Here is a 17,829-nt window from a genome sequence, read left to right on the forward strand (position 1 = left end):
GCATGACCCGCGTCGCCTTCCAGCTCCAGGTGAAGCCCGAGCTGCTGTCCGAGTACCTCGCCCGCCACACGCCGGTGCGTCCCGAGATGCTCCGCGAGATCGCGGCCGCCGGCCGGCGCGACTACAGCCTCTTCCTCGGTGCCGGCGGCGTGCTCTTCGGCTACTACGAGACCGATGACGATGCGGCCGCGCAGGCCTACCTCGCCGCCTCCCCCGTCGCCGCACGCTGGGAAGCCGAGATGGCCCCCTTCTTCCTCGACCTCGACGGCCGTCCCGATCAGGCCGCCACCCCTCTCACCGAGGTGTTCCACCTCGAAGACCAGCTCGCCGCCGCCGGCGAGAGCGCCACACCCGCCACCGACAACGAAGGCCGTGCATCGTGAGCATCTTCACCCCCGACATCCTCGCCGCGCTCGAGAAGCAGAGCATCGAGCTGCCCAGCTGGGCGTTCGGCAACTCCGGGACCCGGTTCAAGGTGTTCAGCACTCCCGGCACGCCCCGCGACCCGCACGAGAAGATCGCGGACGCCGCGCAGGTCCACGCCCACACCGGGCTCGCCCCGACCGTGGCGCTGCACATCCCGTGGGACCTCGTCGACTCGTTCGACGACCTGCGACGTCACGCCGAGGACCACGGCGTCTCCCTCGGCACGGTGAACTCCAACACCTTCCAGGACGATGACTACAAGTTCGGCGCCCTCACCCACGAGGATGCGGCCGTCCGCCGCAAGGCCATCGATCACCACCTGGCCTGCATCGACGTCATGGACGCGACCGGCAGCCGCGACCTGAAGATCTGGCTCGCGGAGGGGTCGAACTATCCCGGGCAAGCGGATCTGCGCGGGCGGCAGGATCGGCTGCACGATTCTCTGCAGCAGATCTACGCGCGCCTCGGCGACCACCAGCGCCTCGTGCTCGAGTACAAGTTCTTCGAGCCGGCGTTCTACCACACCGACGTGCCGGACTGGGGGACGTCCTACGTGCAGGTGACCGCCCTCGGTGACAAGGCGATGGTCTGCCTCGACACCGGTCACCACGCGCCGGGCACCAACATCGAGTTCATCGTCATGCAGCTGCTGCGCCTCGGGAAGCTCGGCTCGTTCGACTTCAACTCCCGCTTCTACGCGGACGACGACCTCATCGTGGGCGCCGCCGACCCGTTCCAGCTGTTCCGGATCCTGTTCGAGGTGATCCGGGGCGGAGGGCTGAACAACCCCGACGTCGCGTTCATGCTGGACCAGTGCCACAACATCGAGGACAAGATCCCCGGACAGATCCGCTCCGTGCTGAACGTGCAGGAGATGACAGCGCGTGCGCTGCTCGTCGACCGCGAAGCCCTGACGACCGCTCAGCGCAGCGGGGACGTGCTGACGGCGCACGCCGTCTTCATGGACGCCTTCTCCACCGACGTCCGTCCGGCGCTGGCCGAATGGCGAGAGGGACGGGGTCTCCCCGCCGACCCGATGGCGGCCTACGCGGCCTCCGGGTACGGGCAGCGGATCGCGGAGGAGCGCGTGGGCGGCGTGCAGGCCGGCTGGGGGGCCTGAGCCGATGACCGCGCACGACATCCGCGACCACGTCCTCGACGGCCCGCACGGTCCGCTGCGTGTGCGCGTCTACTCCTCGAAGTCGCCGAGCGGCCACGGCCTGGTCTGGGCGCACGGCGGCGGATTCGCGGGCGGCGACATTGACATGCCGGAAGCCGACGCCGTCGCACGGGCGTTCGTAGATCGGGGAATCGCGGTCGTGAGCGTGGACTACGCTCTCGCCCCGATCACCCCCGAGTGGACCGCGCGCCTCGGCGCGCCCGAGCGCGGCGGCGTACGCTACCCCGTCCCGCACGACGAGCTGGTCTCCGCGTTCCGCTGGGCCGCCACGTCGGACGTCGCCACGCGAGGATGGGCGATCGGCGGAGCCAGCGCAGGTGGCAACCTTGCGACCGGCGCGGCGCTCCGCCTCGCCCACGAGGGCGGCGTCGTGCCCGCTCTCGCCGTCCTCGCCTACCCGACGTTGCAAGCGGTGCAGGCCGCGCCCGACCCAAAGCTGCGCGCCCTGCTCGACGGAGATCCTTCCGCCGACGTGTTCACCCCCGACTTCGTGCGTGGCATGTATGAGAACTACCTCGGCGGCGACCCCGAGACGGCGGACGTCTATGCCATCCCCGGCACCGCAGCATCCGCGGCGCTCGTCTCCTTCCCGCCCACCATCATGGTCAACGACGAGACCGACGAGCTCCGCGTGTCCGGCGAGACATTCGCCCGAGCCCTCACCGCCGCCGGCGTCGAGGTCGCCGTCGCTGTCGAGCCGGGCACCACCCACGGCCATCTCAATCGCCCCGAGGAATCCGCGTTCGCCGCGACGATCGATCGGTTCGCGGCTCGGATCCTGCAACTCCCCTGACTCTCCGGCGCCGACCGGGTATTTTCACTCACGAACCGAGGACTCGCATGACGAACCCCACCGCCGCCGAACTACTCGCGCGGAGCAACCGCCTGGGCGCCGACCCCAAGAACACGAACTACGCCGGCGGCAACACGTCCGCCAAGGGCACCGAGATCGACCCCGTGACCGGGCAGCCCGTCGAGCTCCTCTGGGTCAAGGGGTCGGGCGGGGACCTCGGCACGCTCACCGAGAGCGGCCTCGCCGTCCTCCGTCTCGACCGCATGCGCGCGCTCGTCGACGTCTATCCGGGCGTCGAGCGGGAGGACGAGATGGTCGCCGCGTTCGACTACTGCCTCCACGGCAAGGGCGGCGCCGCCCCCTCGATCGACACCGCGATGCACGGCCTGGTCGACGCCCCGCACGTGGACCACCTCCACCCCGACTCGGGCATCGCGATCGCCACCGCCGCCGACGGCGAGGAGCTCACGAAGAAGATCTTCGGCGACCGGGTCGTCTGGGTGCCGTGGCGCCGCCCCGGCTTCCAGCTCGGACTGGACATCGCGCAGATCAAGGCCGCGAACCCGCAGGCCATCGGCACGATCCTCGGCGGCCACGGCATCACGGCGTGGGGCGACACCTCGGAGGAGGCGGAGGCGAACTCCCTGTGGATGATCGACACCGCCGCCGCGTACATCGCGGAGCACGGGTCTCCCGCACCGTTCGGCAGCACGCGCTCGGGCTTCGAGGCCCTGCCGGAGCCGGAGCGCCGCGCGCGGGCGGCCGCCCTCGCCGGAACCATCCGCGGGCTCGCGTCGACGGACAAGCCGATGGTCGGTCACTTCACCGACAGCGACGTGGTCCTCGACTTCCTCGCCTCCGAGAAGGCCCCGGCCCTCGCCGCCCTCGGCACGAGCTGCCCCGATCACTTCCTGCGCACCAAGGTCAAGCCGCTCCTCCTCGACCTCCCTGTCACGGCGACCGTAGAGGAGCAGACGGCACGGCTGCGGGAGCTCCACGCCGCCTACCGCGCCGACTACCAGGCCTACTACGACGCCCACGCCACGGCCGAGTCGCCCGCGATCCGCGGCGCGGATCCGCTGATCGTCCTCGTGCCCGGCGTCGGCATGTTCTCCTACGGGGCGAACAAGCAGACCGCTCGGGTCGCCGGTGAGTTCTACGTGAACGCCATCAACGTCATGCGCGGTGCCGAGGCGCTGTCCACGTATTCCCCCATCTCCGACGCCGAGAAGTTCCGCATCGAGTACTGGGCGCTGGAGGAGGCGAAGCTGCAGCGCATGCCGAAGCCGAAGTCCCACCAGGGCCGCATCGCCCTCGTCACCGGTGCCGCGAGCGGGATCGGCAAGGCCATCGCGACCCGCCTCGCCGCGGAGGGCGCCTGCGTGGTCGTCGCCGACCTGGACCTGGACAAGGCCAGGGCCGCGGCCGCCGAGCTCGGGAACGACGACGTGGCGATCGGCGTGGCCGCGAACGTCGCCGACGCCGATGCGGTGCAGGCCGCGATCGACCAGGCGGTGCTCGCGTTCGGCGGCCTCGACCTCGTCGTGAACAACGCCGGCCTCTCGCTGTCGAAGCCTCTGCTGGAGACGACCGAGAAGGACTGGGATCTCCAGCACGACGTGATGGCGAAAGGCTCGTTCCTCGTCTCGCAGGCGGCGGCTCGGGTGCTCATCGACCAGGGACTCGGCGGCGACATCATCTACATCTCCTCCAAGAACTCCGTCTTCGCCGGCCCGAACAACATCGCGTACTCGGCGACGAAGGCCGACCAGGCGCACCAGGTGCGGCTGCTCGCCGTGGAGCTCGGCGCGCACGGCATCCGGGTCAACGGCATCAACCCCGACGGCGTGGTCCGCGGGTCCGGGATCTTCGCCTCCGGCTGGGGAGCGAACCGGGCGGCCACGTACGGCGTCAAGGAGGAGGACCTCGGCCAGTTCTACGCCGACCGCACGATCCTCAAGCGCGAAGTCGTGCCGGAGAACGTCGCGGACGCCGTCTATGTGCTGACCGGCCCGGAGCTGAGCCGCACCACCGGTCTGCACATCCCCGTCGACTCCGGCGTCGCCGCGGCGTTCCTGCGATGACCGACGACCGCTCGCCCGCGACCGTACGGCACGTCCGTGCGGTCGCGGCGGTGGATCTCGGCGCCACGAGCGGTCGGGTGATGATCGGCCGAGTGGGGCCGGGCGTCCTGGAGCTCGAGCCCGTGTCGCGGTTCCCGAACGGACCGGTGACCCGCGCCGACGGTCTGCACTGGGACTTCGACGCCCTCGTCGCCCATGTCCTCGACGGCCTCGCGGAAGCGGTGCGCCGGGAACCGCACATCGAGTCCATCGGCATCGACTCGTGGGCGGTCGACTACGGCCTCCTGCGTGCCGGTGAGCTGCTCGCCGAGCCGTTCCACTACCGCGACGACCGCACCGCCGGCGGCGTGGACGAGGTCCACGCCCTGGTCCCGTTCGAGGAGCTCCACGCCCGCAACGGCCTGCAGTTCCTTCCGTTCAACACGCTCTACCAACTTCGGGCGGACGAGCTCCGGCACGACGCCGATACCGCGCTCCTCATCCCGGACCTCCTCGCCTTCCTCCTCACCGGTGCCCGCGTCGCCGAACGGACCAACGCCTCGACGACAGGCCTGCTGGACGTGGAGTCGGGCACCTGGGATGTGGCGCTCGCGACCCGTCTCGGGATCGACGCATCCCTCCTCGCGGACCTCGTCGATCCCGGCACGGTCATCGGCCGGCTGCGCCCGGAGGTGGCAGAGCGCATCGGCGCCGATCTGCCGGTGATCGCGGTCGGTTCGCACGACACCGCGTCGGCGGTGGCCGCCGTTCCGATGACATCGCCCCGCGCCACGTACATCTCCTGCGGCACCTGGGGGCTGGTCGGTGTGGAGCACGCTCAGCCGATCCTCACGGACGCGGCCAGGGAAGCGAACTTCACCAACGAACGCGGTGTGGACGATCGGTTCCGCGTCCTCCACAACGTGACCGGTCTCTGGCTCCTCAGCGAGACCGTGCGCGCGTGGGAGAGCGAAGACGGCAAGGCCATCGACCTGTCCGGGCTTCTCGACCAGGCGGCCGCCACGGCGCCGCCCTCCGCCGTGTTCGACGCGAACGACCCCTCGCTGTCGGCCCCCGGGGACATGCCGACGCGTATCGCTGGCCTCCTGCACGCACACGGTGCCGTCGCGCCCACCGATCGTCCGGCGTTCGTGCGGCTTGTCGTGGAGAGCATCGCCGCCGCGTTCGCCGACGCGGTCCGCACGGCGGGCCGGCTCTCCGGGCAGTCTCTCGACGTCGTCCACCTTGTCGGCGGCGGGTCTCTCAACCGGCTGCTGTGTCAGGCGACGGCGGACCGCACCGGGCTTCCCGTCCTGGCAGGGCCTGTCGAGGCGACCGCCCTCGGCAACGTCCTCGTCCAGGCGCGGGCTCTGGGCGCGGCGCCGGCCGAGCTCTCGGAGCTTCGCGCCCTCGTCGCCGCGACGCATCCGCCGGCGGCCTATCGCCCGCGGAGCTCCTGAGCCCCGCTCAGCGCACGTTGCCGTTCGAGCACGTCTGCTGCGCGGCGGAGTTGCCCTTGATGGAATCGGGAAGCGCCACGACGTCCGGAGCCGTTGTGGGGGTCGGCGTCGCCCCCTGTGTCGGCGTGGTGGGCTCCGTGGGCTCGGTCGGAGTCGTCGGTTCCTCCACGACGACGCCATCGTTGCTGGTGTTCTCGTGCGTGATCTGCAACTGGGCGTTGGCCTCGATCGCGTCCCAGAGGGCGGCGGCGGCCTCCTCGTTCGGCACGACCTTGTTCGGGTCGTCCCAGTCCTCCAGGGTCGGATACTGCACGAACACGATGTCCTCGAACGGCACCGACTTCACGGCCAGCGCGATCTGCACGATCATCATCGGGTCGGCGAGCGACGTGCTCGTCTCCAGGTTCTGGATGCCGGTGTTGGCGAGCTTCAGCATGACCGGCACGTTGCCCAACACCTCGCCGCTGATGAGCTTGCGGGCGAGACTGGACATGTACTGCTGCTGGTTGCCGATGCGGCCCAGGTCGCTGCCGTCGCCGACGCCGTGCCGGGTGCGGAGGAACTGCAGAGCCTCGAGGCCCTGGACGGTGTGCGTGCCGGCCGCCATGTCCAGACCCGTGTAGCGGTCCCGGATCGGGTTCGCGAGGCAGACGTCGACCCCGCCGATCGCGTTGGTGATCTCGATGACACCACCGAACGTCACGGAGGCGGCGAACTGCACCTCCTGGTCCGTGAGCGCCGAGATCGTACGGACGACGCAGTTCAGCCCGCCGTCGGTGTACGCGACGTTGAGCGGCTGCTTGCTCATCGCGGCCGTGGCGTTGCCGTCCTCGTCCTCGCACGACGGGATCGGGATCATGAGGTCACGCGGGAAGCTGACGACGGTGATCCGCCGCGGCTCCTCGGACACGTGCACGAGCAGGTTCACGTCGTTGAGCGTGCCCTCGGCGTCGCCGCCGGTGCACCGGTCGCCGAAGTACTGCTTGTAGTCGTCCTCGCAGGTGTCGACTCCGGCGAGGACGAGGTTGAACCCACCCTTGTAGGCCCCGATGTCCGGCGGCAGGTCTTCCTGCCCGTCGAGATCGACGGCGTTCGCGGAGACGGTGCTGGAGAAGTCGAGGTAGAAGTAGGCCGCGACGCCGATGCCGCTGACGAGCACCACCGCCATGCTGATCGCGAGAAGCCGGAGGAGCTGGCTGACGGGACCGGGCGAGCGCAGCTGGCCATGTCGCGCGACGGTGCGGCGGCGTCGGGTGTTCTCGCTCACTCGGGCCCTTTCGGATTCAGCGACGGCGGGGGTACCGCGCTCAGGAAGCGGAGGGTGTGGGATTCGAACCCACGAGACATCTCTGCCCACTGGTTTTCAAGACCAGCTCCATCGGCCGCTCGGACAACCCTCCCGACAGAAACTTCTGTCGACCAGGCGCGAGTCTAGCCGAGTTCTATTCTCCGGCGTCGACCTGGGCGGGCGCTGGAAGCGTGTTCAGGGCGGCGGCGAGCCCTCCCCGCTCGACGTCGGCGGCGATCTCCCCCGCGGCGTCCTTCACCTCGACCGGCGCCTGTCCCATGGCCACCGCGCGTCCGCCGCCGCTGCGGGCCCAGCCGAACATGCCGATGTCGTTGCGTCCGTCCCCGGCGACGAGCACCCGCGCAGCGTCGAGACCGAGTTCGTCCCGCACACGCTCCAGGGCCGTGCCCTTGTCGACGCCCTGCGGAGCGATGTCCAGCCAGGCCGTCCACCCGATCGCATAGGAGACCTCGTTGAGGCCGGCGTCGGCGACGAGCCGATGGAAGTCGTCCTCGTCGTGTCCGGGCGAGACGACGACGATTCGGGAGACGGGAAGGGCTCCGAGCTCCTCGAAGTCGACCTGGCGTCCGCCGTCGAGAGTCCAGTCGTCGAGCTGCTCGGTGAACAGGCGCTGGCCGGACCCGAGCTCGACCATGTACCGGGCGTCCGGAAGCCGATCCCGCAACAGGGCCAGCACGGGTGTCGGGTCGAAGGTCTCGACGTGCCAGCGCTCCCAGTCATCCCCGTCTCGGCGCATCGTCACGGCACCGTTGGAACACACCACATAGTCGGCGGTGAGGCCGAGCTCCTCCACATAGCGGCGGGTCGCCATCCAGCTGCGGCCGGTGGCGATGGTGACCACGTGCCCCGCTTCGCGGACTCGGGTGATGGCCTCGGGCACCCCGGGGCTCATCGTCTCGTCCTGGAGGAGGATGGTCCCGTCGACGTCGAGGCCGACCAGCCAGGGCGCCGTCACCGGGTGCTCTGCTCGTCGGCGAGCGGGCGGATCACCTCGAGTCCGCCGAGGTAGGGGCGCAGGACCTCGGGGACCCGTACCGAGCCGTCCGCCTGCTGATGCGTCTCGAGCAGGGCGACGATCCACCGCGTGGTCGCGAGCGTGCCGTTGAGGGTCGCGACATGCTGGGTCTTCGGCGCCGTGCCACCGTCCTCCGCCGTCGGGCGGTATCGCACGTCGAGACGACGCGCCTGGAAGGTCGTGCAGTTCGAGGTGGACGTCAACTCGCGGAATGCGCCCTGGGTGGGCACCCACGCCTCGATGTCGTACTTGCGGGCTGCGCTCGACCCGAGGTCTCCCGCGGCGACGTCGATCACGCGGTAGGCCAGACCCAGCGAGGTCAGCATCTCCTCCTGAAGGGCGACGAGACGCAGATGCTCGGCCTCCGCGTCCTCGGCCGTGGTGTAGACGAACATCTCCAGCTTATTGAACTGGTGCACGCGGATGATCCCGCGGGTGTCCTTGCCGTGCGAGCCGGCCTCACGGCGGTAGCAGGTCGACCATCCGGCGTAGCGGAGGGCACCGCGCGCGAGATCGACGATCTCGTCCTTGTGGTACCCGGCGAGGGCGACCTCGCTCGTGCCGACCAGGTAGAGATCGTCGTCCTTGTCGAGGTGGTAGACCTCATCGGCGTGCTCGCCGAGGAAGCCGGTGCCCTGCATGATCTCAGGGCGCACGAGGGTGGGCGTGATGAGCGGGACGAAGCCGTTCTGCAGCGCCTTGTCGAGAGCGAGGTTCATGAGTGCGATCTCGAGCCGGGCGCCGATCCCGCGGAGGAAGTAGAAGCGCGCTCCGGAGACCTTGGCCCCGCGCTCCATGTCGATGGCGCCGAGCATCTCACCGAGCTCGAGGTGGTCGCGCGGCTCGAAGTCGAACGCCGGGACCTCGCCCACGCGGCGCAATTCGACGAAGTCCTCCTCACCGCCGGCGGGGACACCGTCGATGACGACGTTCTCGATCCGCGCCAGTGCCGTGGCGGCGGCCTCGGCCGCCTCGTTCGCCGCGTGCTGCGCCTGCTTGACCCGGTCGGCGAGGTCCTTGGCCTGCGCGACCAGGGCGGCCTTCTCCTCCTTGGGTGCCTTCGCGACCTGCTTGCCGAACGCGTTCTGCTCGGCGCGCAGCTCCTCGAATGCGGCGAGCGCGGCGCGGCGCGATCGGTCGGCCTCGAGTGCGACGTCGACGGTGCTCTGGTCGTTGCCACGGGCAGCCTGCGAACGGCGGACGATCTCCGGGTTGTCGCGGAGGAGTGCGAGGTCGATCATCCCGCAAGTCTACGAGGTGCGAAGGGAGGGCCCGGGCGGGCGGTCTAGAGTAGCGCCATGACCACGAGTCCCCCCGTCCTGAAGCAGGCGGCGCTCGTGTACCACCCGGTGAAAGTGGACGGGAAGCGCCTGCGCGCTCAGGTCCGCGACCTCTCCCGCGAAGCGGGGTGGGATCACCCCGCTTTCTATCCGACGACCATCGAGGACGCGGGGCAGGGGGCGACGGCGGAAGCGCTCGCACGCGGGGTGGACGTCGTGCTCGTGGCCGGCGGCGACGGCACGGTGCGGGCGGTCGCCGAAGCCATCGCCCGCACGGGTGTCCCACTCGCGATCCTCCCGAGCGGCACCGGGAATCTCCTCGCGCGGAACCTCGGCCTCCCGCTGACCGACCCTGCGGAGATGATCCGCGCCGCGCTGGGCGACTTCCACCATCCGATCGACATCGGGTGGGCACGGATGACCAGGGAGGACGGCAGCGAGGAGGAGCACGCCTTCGTCGTGCTCGCCGGCATCGGTCTCGACGCCGACATGATCGCCAACACCCGAGCCGACCTGAAGAAGTCCGTCGGCTGGATCGCGTACGTCGACGGCGCGGCCCGGTCCCTTCCGCGCGCGAAGCCCTTCCGCGCCGTGTACCAGATCGGCACGGGACGCCTGCACTCCACGAAGGTGCACAGCATCCTGTTCGCGAACTGCGGCACCCTCCCCGCGGGCATCTCCCTCATCCCGGACGCCTCCATCACGGATGCCACCCTCGACGTCGCGGTCATCCAGCCCACCGGCGTGCTCGGCTGGCTGGGCGTCTGGCGGAAGATCTGGTGGGACAACTCCGTGCTGCGCCGCTTCCGCGCCGGACGCTTCGTGCTCGATCGCCGCGGCACGGACGCGTCCGTCCACTACTTCCGCGGCGCCCGCGCCGAGGCCGCGGCGCCCGGCCCCACGCCGATCGAGCTCGACGGCGACGAGTTCGGGGAGGCCGTGCACGTCACCTGCCGGGCGGACCCCGGTGCGCTCCTGCTGGCGCTGCCCACCGGGCACCCGGTGCACATCCTCTGACCAGGAGCTGCGGACTCAGCGCACCTCGACCGTGCCGTCGAGGCCGCCGCCGACGAGCGTCAGCTGGAACGGACCGTCGTCGTCGACGTCATCCTCGGGGAATTCGACCACCGTGGCCCGGGGCGCCATGTCCATGGTGCAGACCTGGTTCTCGTCGGTGACGAAGGTCACGGTCGCCGTGGATCCGTCGGCCTCGGCGGATTCGACGACCGGAGCACAGCTGGAGGACCCCCAGGTCAACAGGACGAGCCCGCCGTCGTCGAACCAGCCGGCCGACGGCTGGTACTCGGTCGCCGAGCCCGGCGTCGCCGTGGCCTCGGGGTCGGCATCGACATCGATCTCGTCGAGCAGGTCGCCGTAGGTCACCACGAGGGTGATGTCCTTCGTCGGGTCCACGCCCTCGGGCAGAGCGCCGACGCTCGCCCGCGGCGCGAGGTCCGCCGTGCACGCCTGCTCCGTCGCGCCATCGCCTTCAGGTTCGACGAGGGTGACCGAGACCCGCTGCCCCTCGGCGGTGATCTCGTCGACCTGAGGCAGGCACGTCGAGGATCCCCAGCTCACGATGGCGAACATCCGCCCGTCGTCGAGGAGCGTCGCGTCCATGTCGTCCTGCTCGTCGCTACTCCCGGCGTTCCCGGGGCCGCTGGAGGGATCCGACGTGGTGTGCGGTGCGGTGCCGCCCGGGCCCACCGTGCAGCCGGCGAGGACGAGGGCCGCGGCGAGCGCGGAGGACACGGCGATCACGAGCCTGCGGGGAGTCATGCCCTCAGGGTAGCGGCGGGTTCCTCCGCCCGAAACGGGGGTTGACGGAATGCCCGCTCACTGCAGTGCGGAGGTGAGCCGCGCGAGGTTGTCGAGCACGGTGGAGCGCAGGGGCTGCTGCATCCATTCCTCGAGGCTCAGCTCCCTGCTCAGCGACCGGTACTTGTCCTCCACCTCGCGCATCTCGGCGACGAACTCCTCGCCGCGCACGAGCATCGAGACCTCGAGGTTCAGGCCGAAGGAGCGCATGTCCATGTTGCTCGAGCCGATGACGGCGACCTCGTCGTCGATGGTGAGGCTCTTCGTGTGGAGGATGTACGGCTTCCGGTACATCCAGATCCGCACGCCGGCGCGCAGCAGCGCTTCGTAGTAGCTGCGCTGCGCGTGGTAGACCATCGCTTGATCGCCCTCCTCCGAGACGAACAGCTGCACCTCGACCCCGCGGTCCACGGCCGCGGTGACCGCCAGCAGCAGGGCCTCGTCGGGCACGAAGTACGGGCTGACGATCATGATCTGTTTCTTCGCCGCGTAGAGGAGCGCGAGGAACAGCCGCAGGTTGTTCTCGACCTCGAAGCCGGGGCCTGAGGGCACGACCTGGCAGTCCAGGTCCCCGGAGCCGATGTTGGCGTGGGAGATGTCGATCTCTTCGAGCACCTCATCGGTCTCGCTGTACCAGTCGCTGAGGAAGATCGCGTTGACGCTCAGCACGACGGGTCCGTCGAGCCTGACCATCAGGTCGACCCAGTGCAGACCGCGCCGGATGTTCTTCGGCAGGTTGTAGGTGGAGTCCGTGATGTTCTGCGAGCCCAGGAAGGCGATGTTGCCGTCCACGACGAGGAGCTTGCGGTGGTTGCGCAGGTCCGGCCGCTGCATCTTGCCCTTGAGCGGCTGCACGGGCAGCATCAGGTGCCACTCGGCGCCCATCTCGTTCAGACGCGCGATGGTCTGGCGATAGCGGGGCTTGCCTCGGTTCGCCCAGTGGTCCAGGAGCACGCGCACCGCCACGCCCCGCGCGGCGACCTCCTCGAGGGCGCGGAAGAAGTTGTCGGTCGAGTCGTCGGACTGCAGGATGTAGAACTCCACGTGCACGTAATCCTGCGCGGTGCGGATGGCCTCGGCCATCTCGTCGAGCGACTCCTGGTAGTCCGAGATGAGGTGCGCGCCGTTGTCCCCGGAGAGCGGCAGGGCACCGAGGCGCTGGTTCATCTGCACGATGGGACCGAACCATGCGGGGGCGTTGGGCCGCAGCGTCCCGAAGTGCAGGTGCTCGCTCGTCTCGGCGATGTACTCGTTGATCTGTTCCTGCTTCCGGCGCCGCGCGCGCGGCAGGCGGGGGTTCCCGATCAGCAGGAACAGGAAGACGCCGACCACCGGGATGAAGAACACGGCGAGGAGCCAGGCCATCGCCGCGGTGGGGCGGCGGTTGCGCGGGATGACGATGACGGCGGTGACGCGGATGATGATGTCGAGCACCAGGACCACGGCGGCGACCCACCAGCCCCAGGACTCCGCGGTCATCACGCCCCCTCACCCACACCGGGGATCGTCACCCCGGGGCGCACCGGACCCGGCGCGCTCGCTTCACAGTAGCGGATGGGTCGGACTCAGGCCCGCGGAGGCAGCCCGCGCGCGGCGCGTTCCTCGGCCTCGATCTGCGCATGGACCTTCCGTTCCGTGCGGTCGAACCGCAGGATGCCGCGGAGCACGACGAAGAAGACGATGCTGACGCCGACCGTCGGCAGGAGCGACCATGCCGCGGCGAGCCAGAAGTTGTCCATGCCTCCATCGTACGCGAGCGACTGATCGTGCACAGGCGGCGCTTCTCAGGATTCTCATCCACATGGGTCCATCACCGGTCCGACGGGCGCGAAGGCACGCGAACCTCTCCTCATGACAACCGTGCTCCGCGCCTCCGACTCCGCCCAGTTCCTCAGTATCGTGCCCGCACTCGCCGGCTTCACGCCGCGCGAGAGCATCGCCCTCCTCCCGTTCCACGGCACCCGCAGCGACGGGGCGATGCGCCTCGACCTCCCTGACGCCGCCGTCCCGGTCCTGCACTACGCCGCAGCGGCGGTCGAGCTCGTCGTCCGTGTCCCTGGCACCGACGCGGTGGCCGTCGTGGTGTACACCGACGAGCCCCCGCAGCGCACGCCTGACGGCCTGGTCCTGCCGCACGCCGTGATGGTCGACACGCTGCTGGGATGCGCCGAGGGAGCGGGCCTGCGCGCCGTCGAGGCCCTGTGCGTCACGCCCGAGGGATGGGCCCGCTACGACGACGCCGAGCCGGCGCTCCATCCGCTGTCGGACATCGTTCCCCCGCCGGACGCCTCCGCGCTCGGCGACGTCTCCGGCGACCAGTTCTCCGGCGCGGGACTCCCGCCGGTTCCCGCCGCAGAGGAGCAGCAGGTCGCGCGCGTGCTGCGCGGACTCGACGGCGCGCTCCCGTCCGGGCCTGCCGAGGCCCCCGATCCGGCGGACGCGGAGGTGATCGCGGCGTACGCCCTCCTCGACGACATCCCCGCCTTCCTCGAAGCCGCCGCCCACGCCCGTGAACCCCTGCAGCCTCTGGCCGCCGCAGCGCTCGTGTGGTGCCTCGGGCGCCCGCCGGTGCGCGACGCGGCCATCGCCCAGTGGGCCACCGATCACCGCCGCGGGATCCGCACCATGGAGGCGCAGCTGGCTTTCGCAGCCTCCGGCGCTCCGGTACCCGACGACATCGGACGGGTGTTCCTCGGTCGCGGCCCGGCGCCGGACGGCGAGCGCCTTCGCACCGCGCTGCACTCCGTCCGACACGCCACCGCCCTGGCGCCACGAGAAGCGCGTCCCGGACCGCTCACGGTCGCCGCCTGGCTCTCGTGGGCGCTCGGCCGCGCCACGCACGCGGGACGCTACCTCGACATGGCCAGGGAGATCGATCCGGACTACAGCCTCGCCCTGCTCCTGGACACCATGATGTGCGGTGCCGTGCTGCCCGAGTGGGCCTTCCGCGGGCGGCGTGGAGAGTGAGTGGCTCGCGGCTACTTGACCAGCGGGAAGAGGATCGTCTCGCGGATGCCGAGGCCGGTGATCGCCATCAGCAGGCGATCGATGCCCATGCCCATACCCCCGGACGGCGGCATGCCGTGCTCCAGCGCCCGCAGGAACTCCTGGTCGATCGGCATGGCCTCGACATCGCCGCGCGCGGCGAGCTTCGCCTGCTCCTCGAACCGTTCCCGCTGGATGACCGGGTCGACGAGCTCGGAGTAGCCGGTCGCCAGCTCGAAGCCACGGATGTAGAGGTCCCACTTCTCCACGACGCCCTCGACGGACCGGTGCTCGCGCACGAGAGGCGACGTGTCGACGGGGAAGTCCATGACGAAGGTCGGCCGCACGAGGTCACCCTTCACGAAGTGCTCCCAGAGCTCCTCGACGAGCTTCCCGTGCGTGGCCTGGGGCGGCACGTCGACGCCGTTGGCCTCGGCGAAGGCGATCAGGTCCTCGACGGCGTCCATCGGCGTGACGGTGCGGCCGGAGGCGGCCGACAGCGACTCGTACATCGAGATGCGGTCCCACTCGCCGCCCAGGTCGTACTCGGTGCCGTCCGCCCAGGTCACCGTGGTCGACCCGGCGACGGCGACCGCCGCCTGCTGGACGAGCTCCTGGGTGAGGGCCGCCATCTGGTTGTAGTCGCCGTAGGCCTGGTAGGCCTCGAGCATCGCGAATTCCGGACTGTGGGTCGAGTCGGCGCCCTCGTTGCGGAAGTTCCGGTTGATCTCGAACACGCGCTCGATACCGCCCACGACCGCGCGCTTCAGGTACAGCTCCGGCGCGATGCGGAGGTAGAGCTCGGTGTCGAAGGCGTTGGAGTGGGTGATGAAGGGTCGGGCGGATGCGCCGCCATGCTGCACCTGCAACATGGGAGTCTCCACCTCGAGGTAGCCGTGCGCGGCGAACGTGGACCGCAGGCTGGCGTTCACCGCGGCGCGTGCGCGCACGGTCGTCCGCGCCTGTTCCCGCACGATGAGGTCGAGGTAGCGGCTCCGCACCCGGCCCTCTTCGCTGAGCTCGGCGTAGGCGTTGGGGAGCGGCAGGATCGCCTTCGAGGCGATGGCCCAATCATCCGCCATGATCGACAGCTCACCGCGGCGGCTGGAGATGACCTCGCCGTGCACGAAGACGTGGTCCCCGAGATCGACGAACTCCTTCCACTCGGCGAGCGACTCCTCGCCGACGTTGGCCAGCGAGACCATCGCCTGGATCCGGGTGCCGTCCCCGGCCTGGAGGGTCGCGAAGCAGAGCTTCCCGGTGTTGCGGCTGAAGACCACGCGGCCGGCGACGCCGACGATCACACCGGTCTCGGCTCCGGGCTCGAGGTCGCCGTACTTCGCCCGCAGGGCGGGGATGCTGTGCGTCACCGGCACGGCGACCGGGAACGCCCCGCCGCCCGCGTCCGCGCGCTTCTCGATCAGGCGCTCGCGCTTGGCGAGGCGGACGGCCTTCTGCTCGTGGATGTCCTCTTCGGCGGAAGAGGCGGCCGAGGCCGTTTCGGGCGCGGCGGGCGCGTCAGTCATGTGCGGGGCTCCTTGGAAGTCGTACCCAGTTTACCGAGATGGCGCGGCGGACTCCGGCCGGTCGGGCGGAGACCGACGGCGGGCGTTCTTCCCGCGGCGCGGGGCTCGGTAGCCTCGAACCATGGCCCCCACCCGGATCCTCCGCGCCAGCGCCGTCCTCGCCCTCGCCGTCATCCCGGTCCTCGCCCCCTCGGTCGCCATGGCCGTGGAACGCCCGGCGACGACGGTCGCTGCGGCCGCCGATGTCGACGACTTCTCGTACGCATCCTGGGATGCGGTCTACGACGTCGGACTCGACGACGACGGCCGGGCGCGCATGCAGGTGACGGAGACGGTGGTCGCCCGCTTCCCCGACGCCGACCAGAACCGCGGCATCGTGCGGGGCCTGGCGACGACGTACAAGGGCGCCGGCATCGACACCCGGGTCATCGCGGTCACCGACGAGGACGGGACCGCGGTCCCGTACGAGACCGAGGAGGACGACGGGACCCTCTTCGTCCTCACCGGGGACGACGACTTCGTCCATGGCCTCACCACCTATGTCATCGAATACGAGATGCGCGACGTCATCGTCGGGAGCGCACCCGACGCGTCCGGTTCCCGCGCCGCGGACGAGTTCTACTGGGACCTCCTCCCCCTCGACAGCACGCAGCCGATCGAGGCGTTCCGGGCCGACATCCGATTCGATGCCGCCCTGAGCAGCCATCTCACCGGGGCGACGAAGTGCTACATCGGTCCTTCCGGTTCCACGGAGCCCTGCGACATCGAGGGACCGGTCGCAGACGGAGAGGCCACGACTTTCCGCGTCGAGGCCGCACCGCTGCCGGCGGCGGACGGGGTGACGGTGGCCGTCGGCTTCGACCCCGGCACGGTGGTCCAGCCATCCGCGCGGACCCCCGACCCCGTCGCCGATGTCGGGCCGGTGGTCGCCGCCGTCGGCGCCGTGGGTCTCGCGGCGGCCGGCTGGGCGGCGACCGTGGCCGCCGACCGACGTCGACGCCGCGCCACCGGGATCATCGTCGCGCAGTACGACGTCCCCGATGACCAGCCGCCCCTGCTCGCCGCGGCGCTCATCCCCGGCGCGAAGAACGTCGTCCCGGCGGAGATCGTCCACCTCGCCGTCCGCGGCACGCTGCGCATCGAGGAAGGGGCGTCGGACGAAGCGCCCCGGCTGCGACGACAGCCCCAGGGCAGCGCGCCGAGTCCCCTCGATCAGGCTGCGCTCGACGCGCTCTTCCTCCACGCGGATGCGGACGGCGTCGTGGACCTGCCGGCCGAGAGCGAGGCCTTCGCGACGCGGATGACCGCGCTGACGACGAAAGGCCAGGAGGAGGCCTCCCGCCGGGGCTTGACGACCAGGGCGCGGAGCCGCGCTGCCGTCATCCTGCAGTCCGTGGCCATCGCCGTCGCCGTGGTGGGTCTCGTCGTCGCCATCGTCGCCGTGGCATCCGGTCGCCTGTCCGCGGGACCCGCGCTTCTGGCCATCTCCGTCGGGACGCTGCTCGTCGCGGCTTCGAGCTTCTTCACCTTCTCTCGGCACACGGTCCTGACGCCGGAGGGAGCGCAGGCGTACGAGCACCTGCAGGGGGTGCGCGAGTTCATCCGCGTCGCGGAGGAGGATCGGTTGCGGATGCTGCAGTCCTACACCGGCGCGGAACGGCGCACGGAGGAGGGCGCGGACGTCATCCATGTGTACGAGCGCCTCCTCCCCTACGCGATGCTGTTCGGCATGGAGGACGAGTGGGGCCGGGTGCTCGAGACGGCGTACAGCCGGGAGGCGCACGGCCCGACGTGGATCGGCGACCCCACGTCCTTCGCTCTCCGCACGTCGCTCGTGGCGTTCATGAGCTCCTCCACGGCGGCCGCGACCTACTCGGCCCCGTCCAGCGGCACGTCGTCCAGCACCGGCGGCTCGTTCGGCGGAGGCTTCTCCGGGGGCGGCGGTGGCGGCGGCTTCTCCGGCGGACGCTGAGC

Annotated in this window: 15 protein-coding genes and 1 tRNA gene; 8 read left to right on the forward strand and 8 right to left on the reverse strand. The window is 70.5% G+C overall.

The genetic code is table 11. From position 1 onward, the window contains the following. Positions 1 to 2 precede the first annotated feature (2 nt). From AB0P08_RS02840 to AB0P08_RS02860, 5 genes are read left to right on the forward strand one after another with little or no spacing between them, the layout of a single operon-like run. A complete protein-coding gene (locus AB0P08_RS02840) occupies positions 3 to 383 on the forward strand; it encodes an L-rhamnose mutarotase (protein WP_187663235.1) in 381 nt (126 codons plus the stop codon). Then, a complete protein-coding gene (rhaI, locus tag AB0P08_RS02845; protein WP_363588003.1) occupies positions 380 to 1,546 on the forward strand; it encodes an L-rhamnose isomerase in 1,167 nt (388 codons plus the stop codon). The genes AB0P08_RS02840 and rhaI overlap by 4 nt, the downstream gene beginning before the upstream one ends. 4 nt (positions 1,547 to 1,550) lie before the next feature. Beyond that, positions 1,551 to 2,399: an alpha/beta hydrolase fold domain-containing protein gene (locus tag AB0P08_RS02850; protein WP_363588005.1), complete on the forward strand. Its 849-nt coding sequence runs from the start codon at positions 1,551 to 1,553 to the stop codon at positions 2,397 to 2,399. 47 nt (positions 2,400 to 2,446) lie between these two features. After that, positions 2,447 to 4,483 (forward strand): bifunctional aldolase/short-chain dehydrogenase, encoded by a 2,037-nt coding sequence (locus AB0P08_RS02855; RefSeq protein WP_363588007.1) that lies wholly within the window; start codon positions 2,447 to 2,449, stop codon positions 4,481 to 4,483. Continuing rightward, a complete protein-coding gene (locus tag AB0P08_RS02860) occupies positions 4,480 to 5,922 on the forward strand; it encodes a rhamnulokinase (RefSeq protein ID WP_363588009.1) in 1,443 nt (480 codons plus the stop codon). The genes AB0P08_RS02855 and AB0P08_RS02860 overlap by 4 nt, the downstream gene beginning before the upstream one ends. A gap of 7 nt (positions 5,923 to 5,929) precedes the next feature. On the opposite strand, the gene AB0P08_RS02865 is transcribed toward AB0P08_RS02860, so the two are convergent. The 4 genes from AB0P08_RS02865 to serS form a co-directional block, all read right to left on the reverse strand. After that, entirely contained in the window at positions 5,930 to 7,189 is a 1,260-nt protein-coding gene (locus AB0P08_RS02865; RefSeq protein WP_187663230.1) for an LCP family protein, read from the reverse strand. Positions 7,190 to 7,237: 48 nt separating this feature from the next. Then, positions 7,238 to 7,322, reverse strand: a tRNA-Ser gene (locus AB0P08_RS02870). Between the two features lie 42 nt (positions 7,323 to 7,364). Then, complete coding sequence (locus AB0P08_RS02875) at positions 7,365 to 8,186, reverse strand: HAD family hydrolase (RefSeq protein ID WP_363588011.1); 822 nt, start codon at positions 8,184 to 8,186, stop codon at positions 7,365 to 7,367. After that, positions 8,183 to 9,487: a serine--tRNA ligase gene (gene serS, locus AB0P08_RS02880; RefSeq protein ID WP_315637176.1), complete on the reverse strand. Its 1,305-nt coding sequence runs from the start codon at positions 9,485 to 9,487 to the stop codon at positions 8,183 to 8,185. The genes AB0P08_RS02875 and serS overlap by 4 nt, the downstream gene beginning before the upstream one ends. Positions 9,488 to 9,544: 57 nt before the next feature. On the opposite strand from serS, the gene AB0P08_RS02885 reads away from it, so the two are divergent. Continuing rightward, positions 9,545 to 10,543, forward strand: coding sequence for a diacylglycerol/lipid kinase family protein (locus AB0P08_RS02885; protein ID WP_363588013.1), 999 nt, complete (start codon positions 9,545 to 9,547; stop codon positions 10,541 to 10,543). A gap of 15 nt (positions 10,544 to 10,558) precedes the next feature. On the opposite strand, the gene AB0P08_RS02890 is transcribed toward AB0P08_RS02885, so the two are convergent. The 3 genes from AB0P08_RS02890 to AB0P08_RS02900 form a co-directional block, all read right to left on the reverse strand. Beyond that, entirely contained in the window at positions 10,559 to 11,305 is a 747-nt protein-coding gene (locus AB0P08_RS02890) for a hypothetical protein (protein ID WP_363588015.1), read from the reverse strand. 57 nt (positions 11,306 to 11,362) lie between these two features. Next, positions 11,363 to 12,823, reverse strand: coding sequence for a cardiolipin synthase (gene cls, locus AB0P08_RS02895; protein WP_363588017.1), 1,461 nt, complete (start codon positions 12,821 to 12,823; stop codon positions 11,363 to 11,365). Between the two features lie 86 nt (positions 12,824 to 12,909). After that, positions 12,910 to 13,083 (reverse strand): hypothetical protein, encoded by a 174-nt coding sequence (locus tag AB0P08_RS02900; RefSeq protein WP_167627854.1) that lies wholly within the window; start codon positions 13,081 to 13,083, stop codon positions 12,910 to 12,912. A 112-nt stretch (positions 13,084 to 13,195) separates the two neighbouring features. Here AB0P08_RS02900 and AB0P08_RS02905 point away from each other — a divergent pair, with 112 nt between their 5' ends. After that, a complete protein-coding gene (locus tag AB0P08_RS02905; RefSeq protein ID WP_363588019.1) occupies positions 13,196 to 14,311 on the forward strand; it encodes a DUF4192 family protein in 1,116 nt (371 codons plus the stop codon). An 11-nt stretch (positions 14,312 to 14,322) separates the two neighbouring features. On the opposite strand, the gene lysS is transcribed toward AB0P08_RS02905, so the two are convergent. Further along, a complete protein-coding gene (gene lysS / locus AB0P08_RS02910; RefSeq protein ID WP_363588021.1) occupies positions 14,323 to 15,855 on the reverse strand; it encodes a lysine--tRNA ligase in 1,533 nt (510 codons plus the stop codon). Positions 15,856 to 15,976: 121 nt separating this feature from the next. Between lysS and AB0P08_RS02915 the strand changes: the two genes are divergently transcribed. Further along, positions 15,977 to 17,827 carry a DUF2207 family protein gene (locus AB0P08_RS02915; protein ID WP_363588023.1) on the forward strand — a complete coding sequence of 617 codons (1,851 nt, stop codon included), beginning with the start codon at positions 15,977 to 15,979 and terminating at the stop codon, positions 17,825 to 17,827. The last annotated feature ends 2 nt before the right edge of the window (positions 17,828 to 17,829 follow it).

The sequence above is a fragment of the Microbacterium meiriae genome (assembly GCF_040686935.1).
In the GTDB taxonomy this organism is placed as follows: Bacteria; Actinomycetota; Actinomycetes; order Actinomycetales; family Microbacteriaceae; genus Microbacterium; species Microbacterium meiriae.

What these genes read in the sequence shown, in the direction of transcription:
- AB0P08_RS02840 (WP_187663235.1), top strand. Translation starts at nt 3, where the DNA reads ATGACCCGCGTCGCCTTCCAGCTCCAGGTGAAGCCCGAGCTGCTGTCC.
- AB0P08_RS02850 (WP_363588005.1), top strand. Translation starts at nt 1,551, where the DNA reads ATGACCGCGCACGACATCCGCGACCACGTCCTCGACGGCCCGCACGGT.
- AB0P08_RS02855 (WP_363588007.1), top strand. Translation starts at nt 2,447, where the DNA reads ATGACGAACCCCACCGCCGCCGAACTACTCGCGCGGAGCAACCGCCTG.
- AB0P08_RS02860 (WP_363588009.1), top strand. Translation starts at nt 4,480, where the DNA reads ATGACCGACGACCGCTCGCCCGCGACCGTACGGCACGTCCGTGCGGTC.
- serS (WP_315637176.1), bottom strand. Translation starts at nt 9,487, where the DNA reads ATGATCGACCTCGCACTCCTCCGCGACAACCCGGAGATCGTCCGCCGT.
- AB0P08_RS02885 (WP_363588013.1), top strand. Translation starts at nt 9,545, where the DNA reads ATGACCACGAGTCCCCCCGTCCTGAAGCAGGCGGCGCTCGTGTACCAC.
- AB0P08_RS02890 (WP_363588015.1), bottom strand. Translation starts at nt 11,305, where the DNA reads ATGACTCCCCGCAGGCTCGTGATCGCCGTGTCCTCCGCGCTCGCCGCG.
- cls (WP_363588017.1), bottom strand. Translation starts at nt 12,823, where the DNA reads ATGACCGCGGAGTCCTGGGGCTGGTGGGTCGCCGCCGTGGTCCTGGTG.
- AB0P08_RS02900 (WP_167627854.1), bottom strand. Translation starts at nt 13,083, where the DNA reads ATGGACAACTTCTGGCTCGCCGCGGCATGGTCGCTCCTGCCGACGGTC.
- AB0P08_RS02905 (WP_363588019.1), top strand. Translation starts at nt 13,196, where the DNA reads ATGACAACCGTGCTCCGCGCCTCCGACTCCGCCCAGTTCCTCAGTATC.
- lysS (WP_363588021.1), bottom strand. Translation starts at nt 15,855, where the DNA reads ATGACTGACGCGCCCGCCGCGCCCGAAACGGCCTCGGCCGCCTCTTCC.
- AB0P08_RS02915 (WP_363588023.1), top strand. Translation starts at nt 15,977, where the DNA reads ATGGCCCCCACCCGGATCCTCCGCGCCAGCGCCGTCCTCGCCCTCGCC.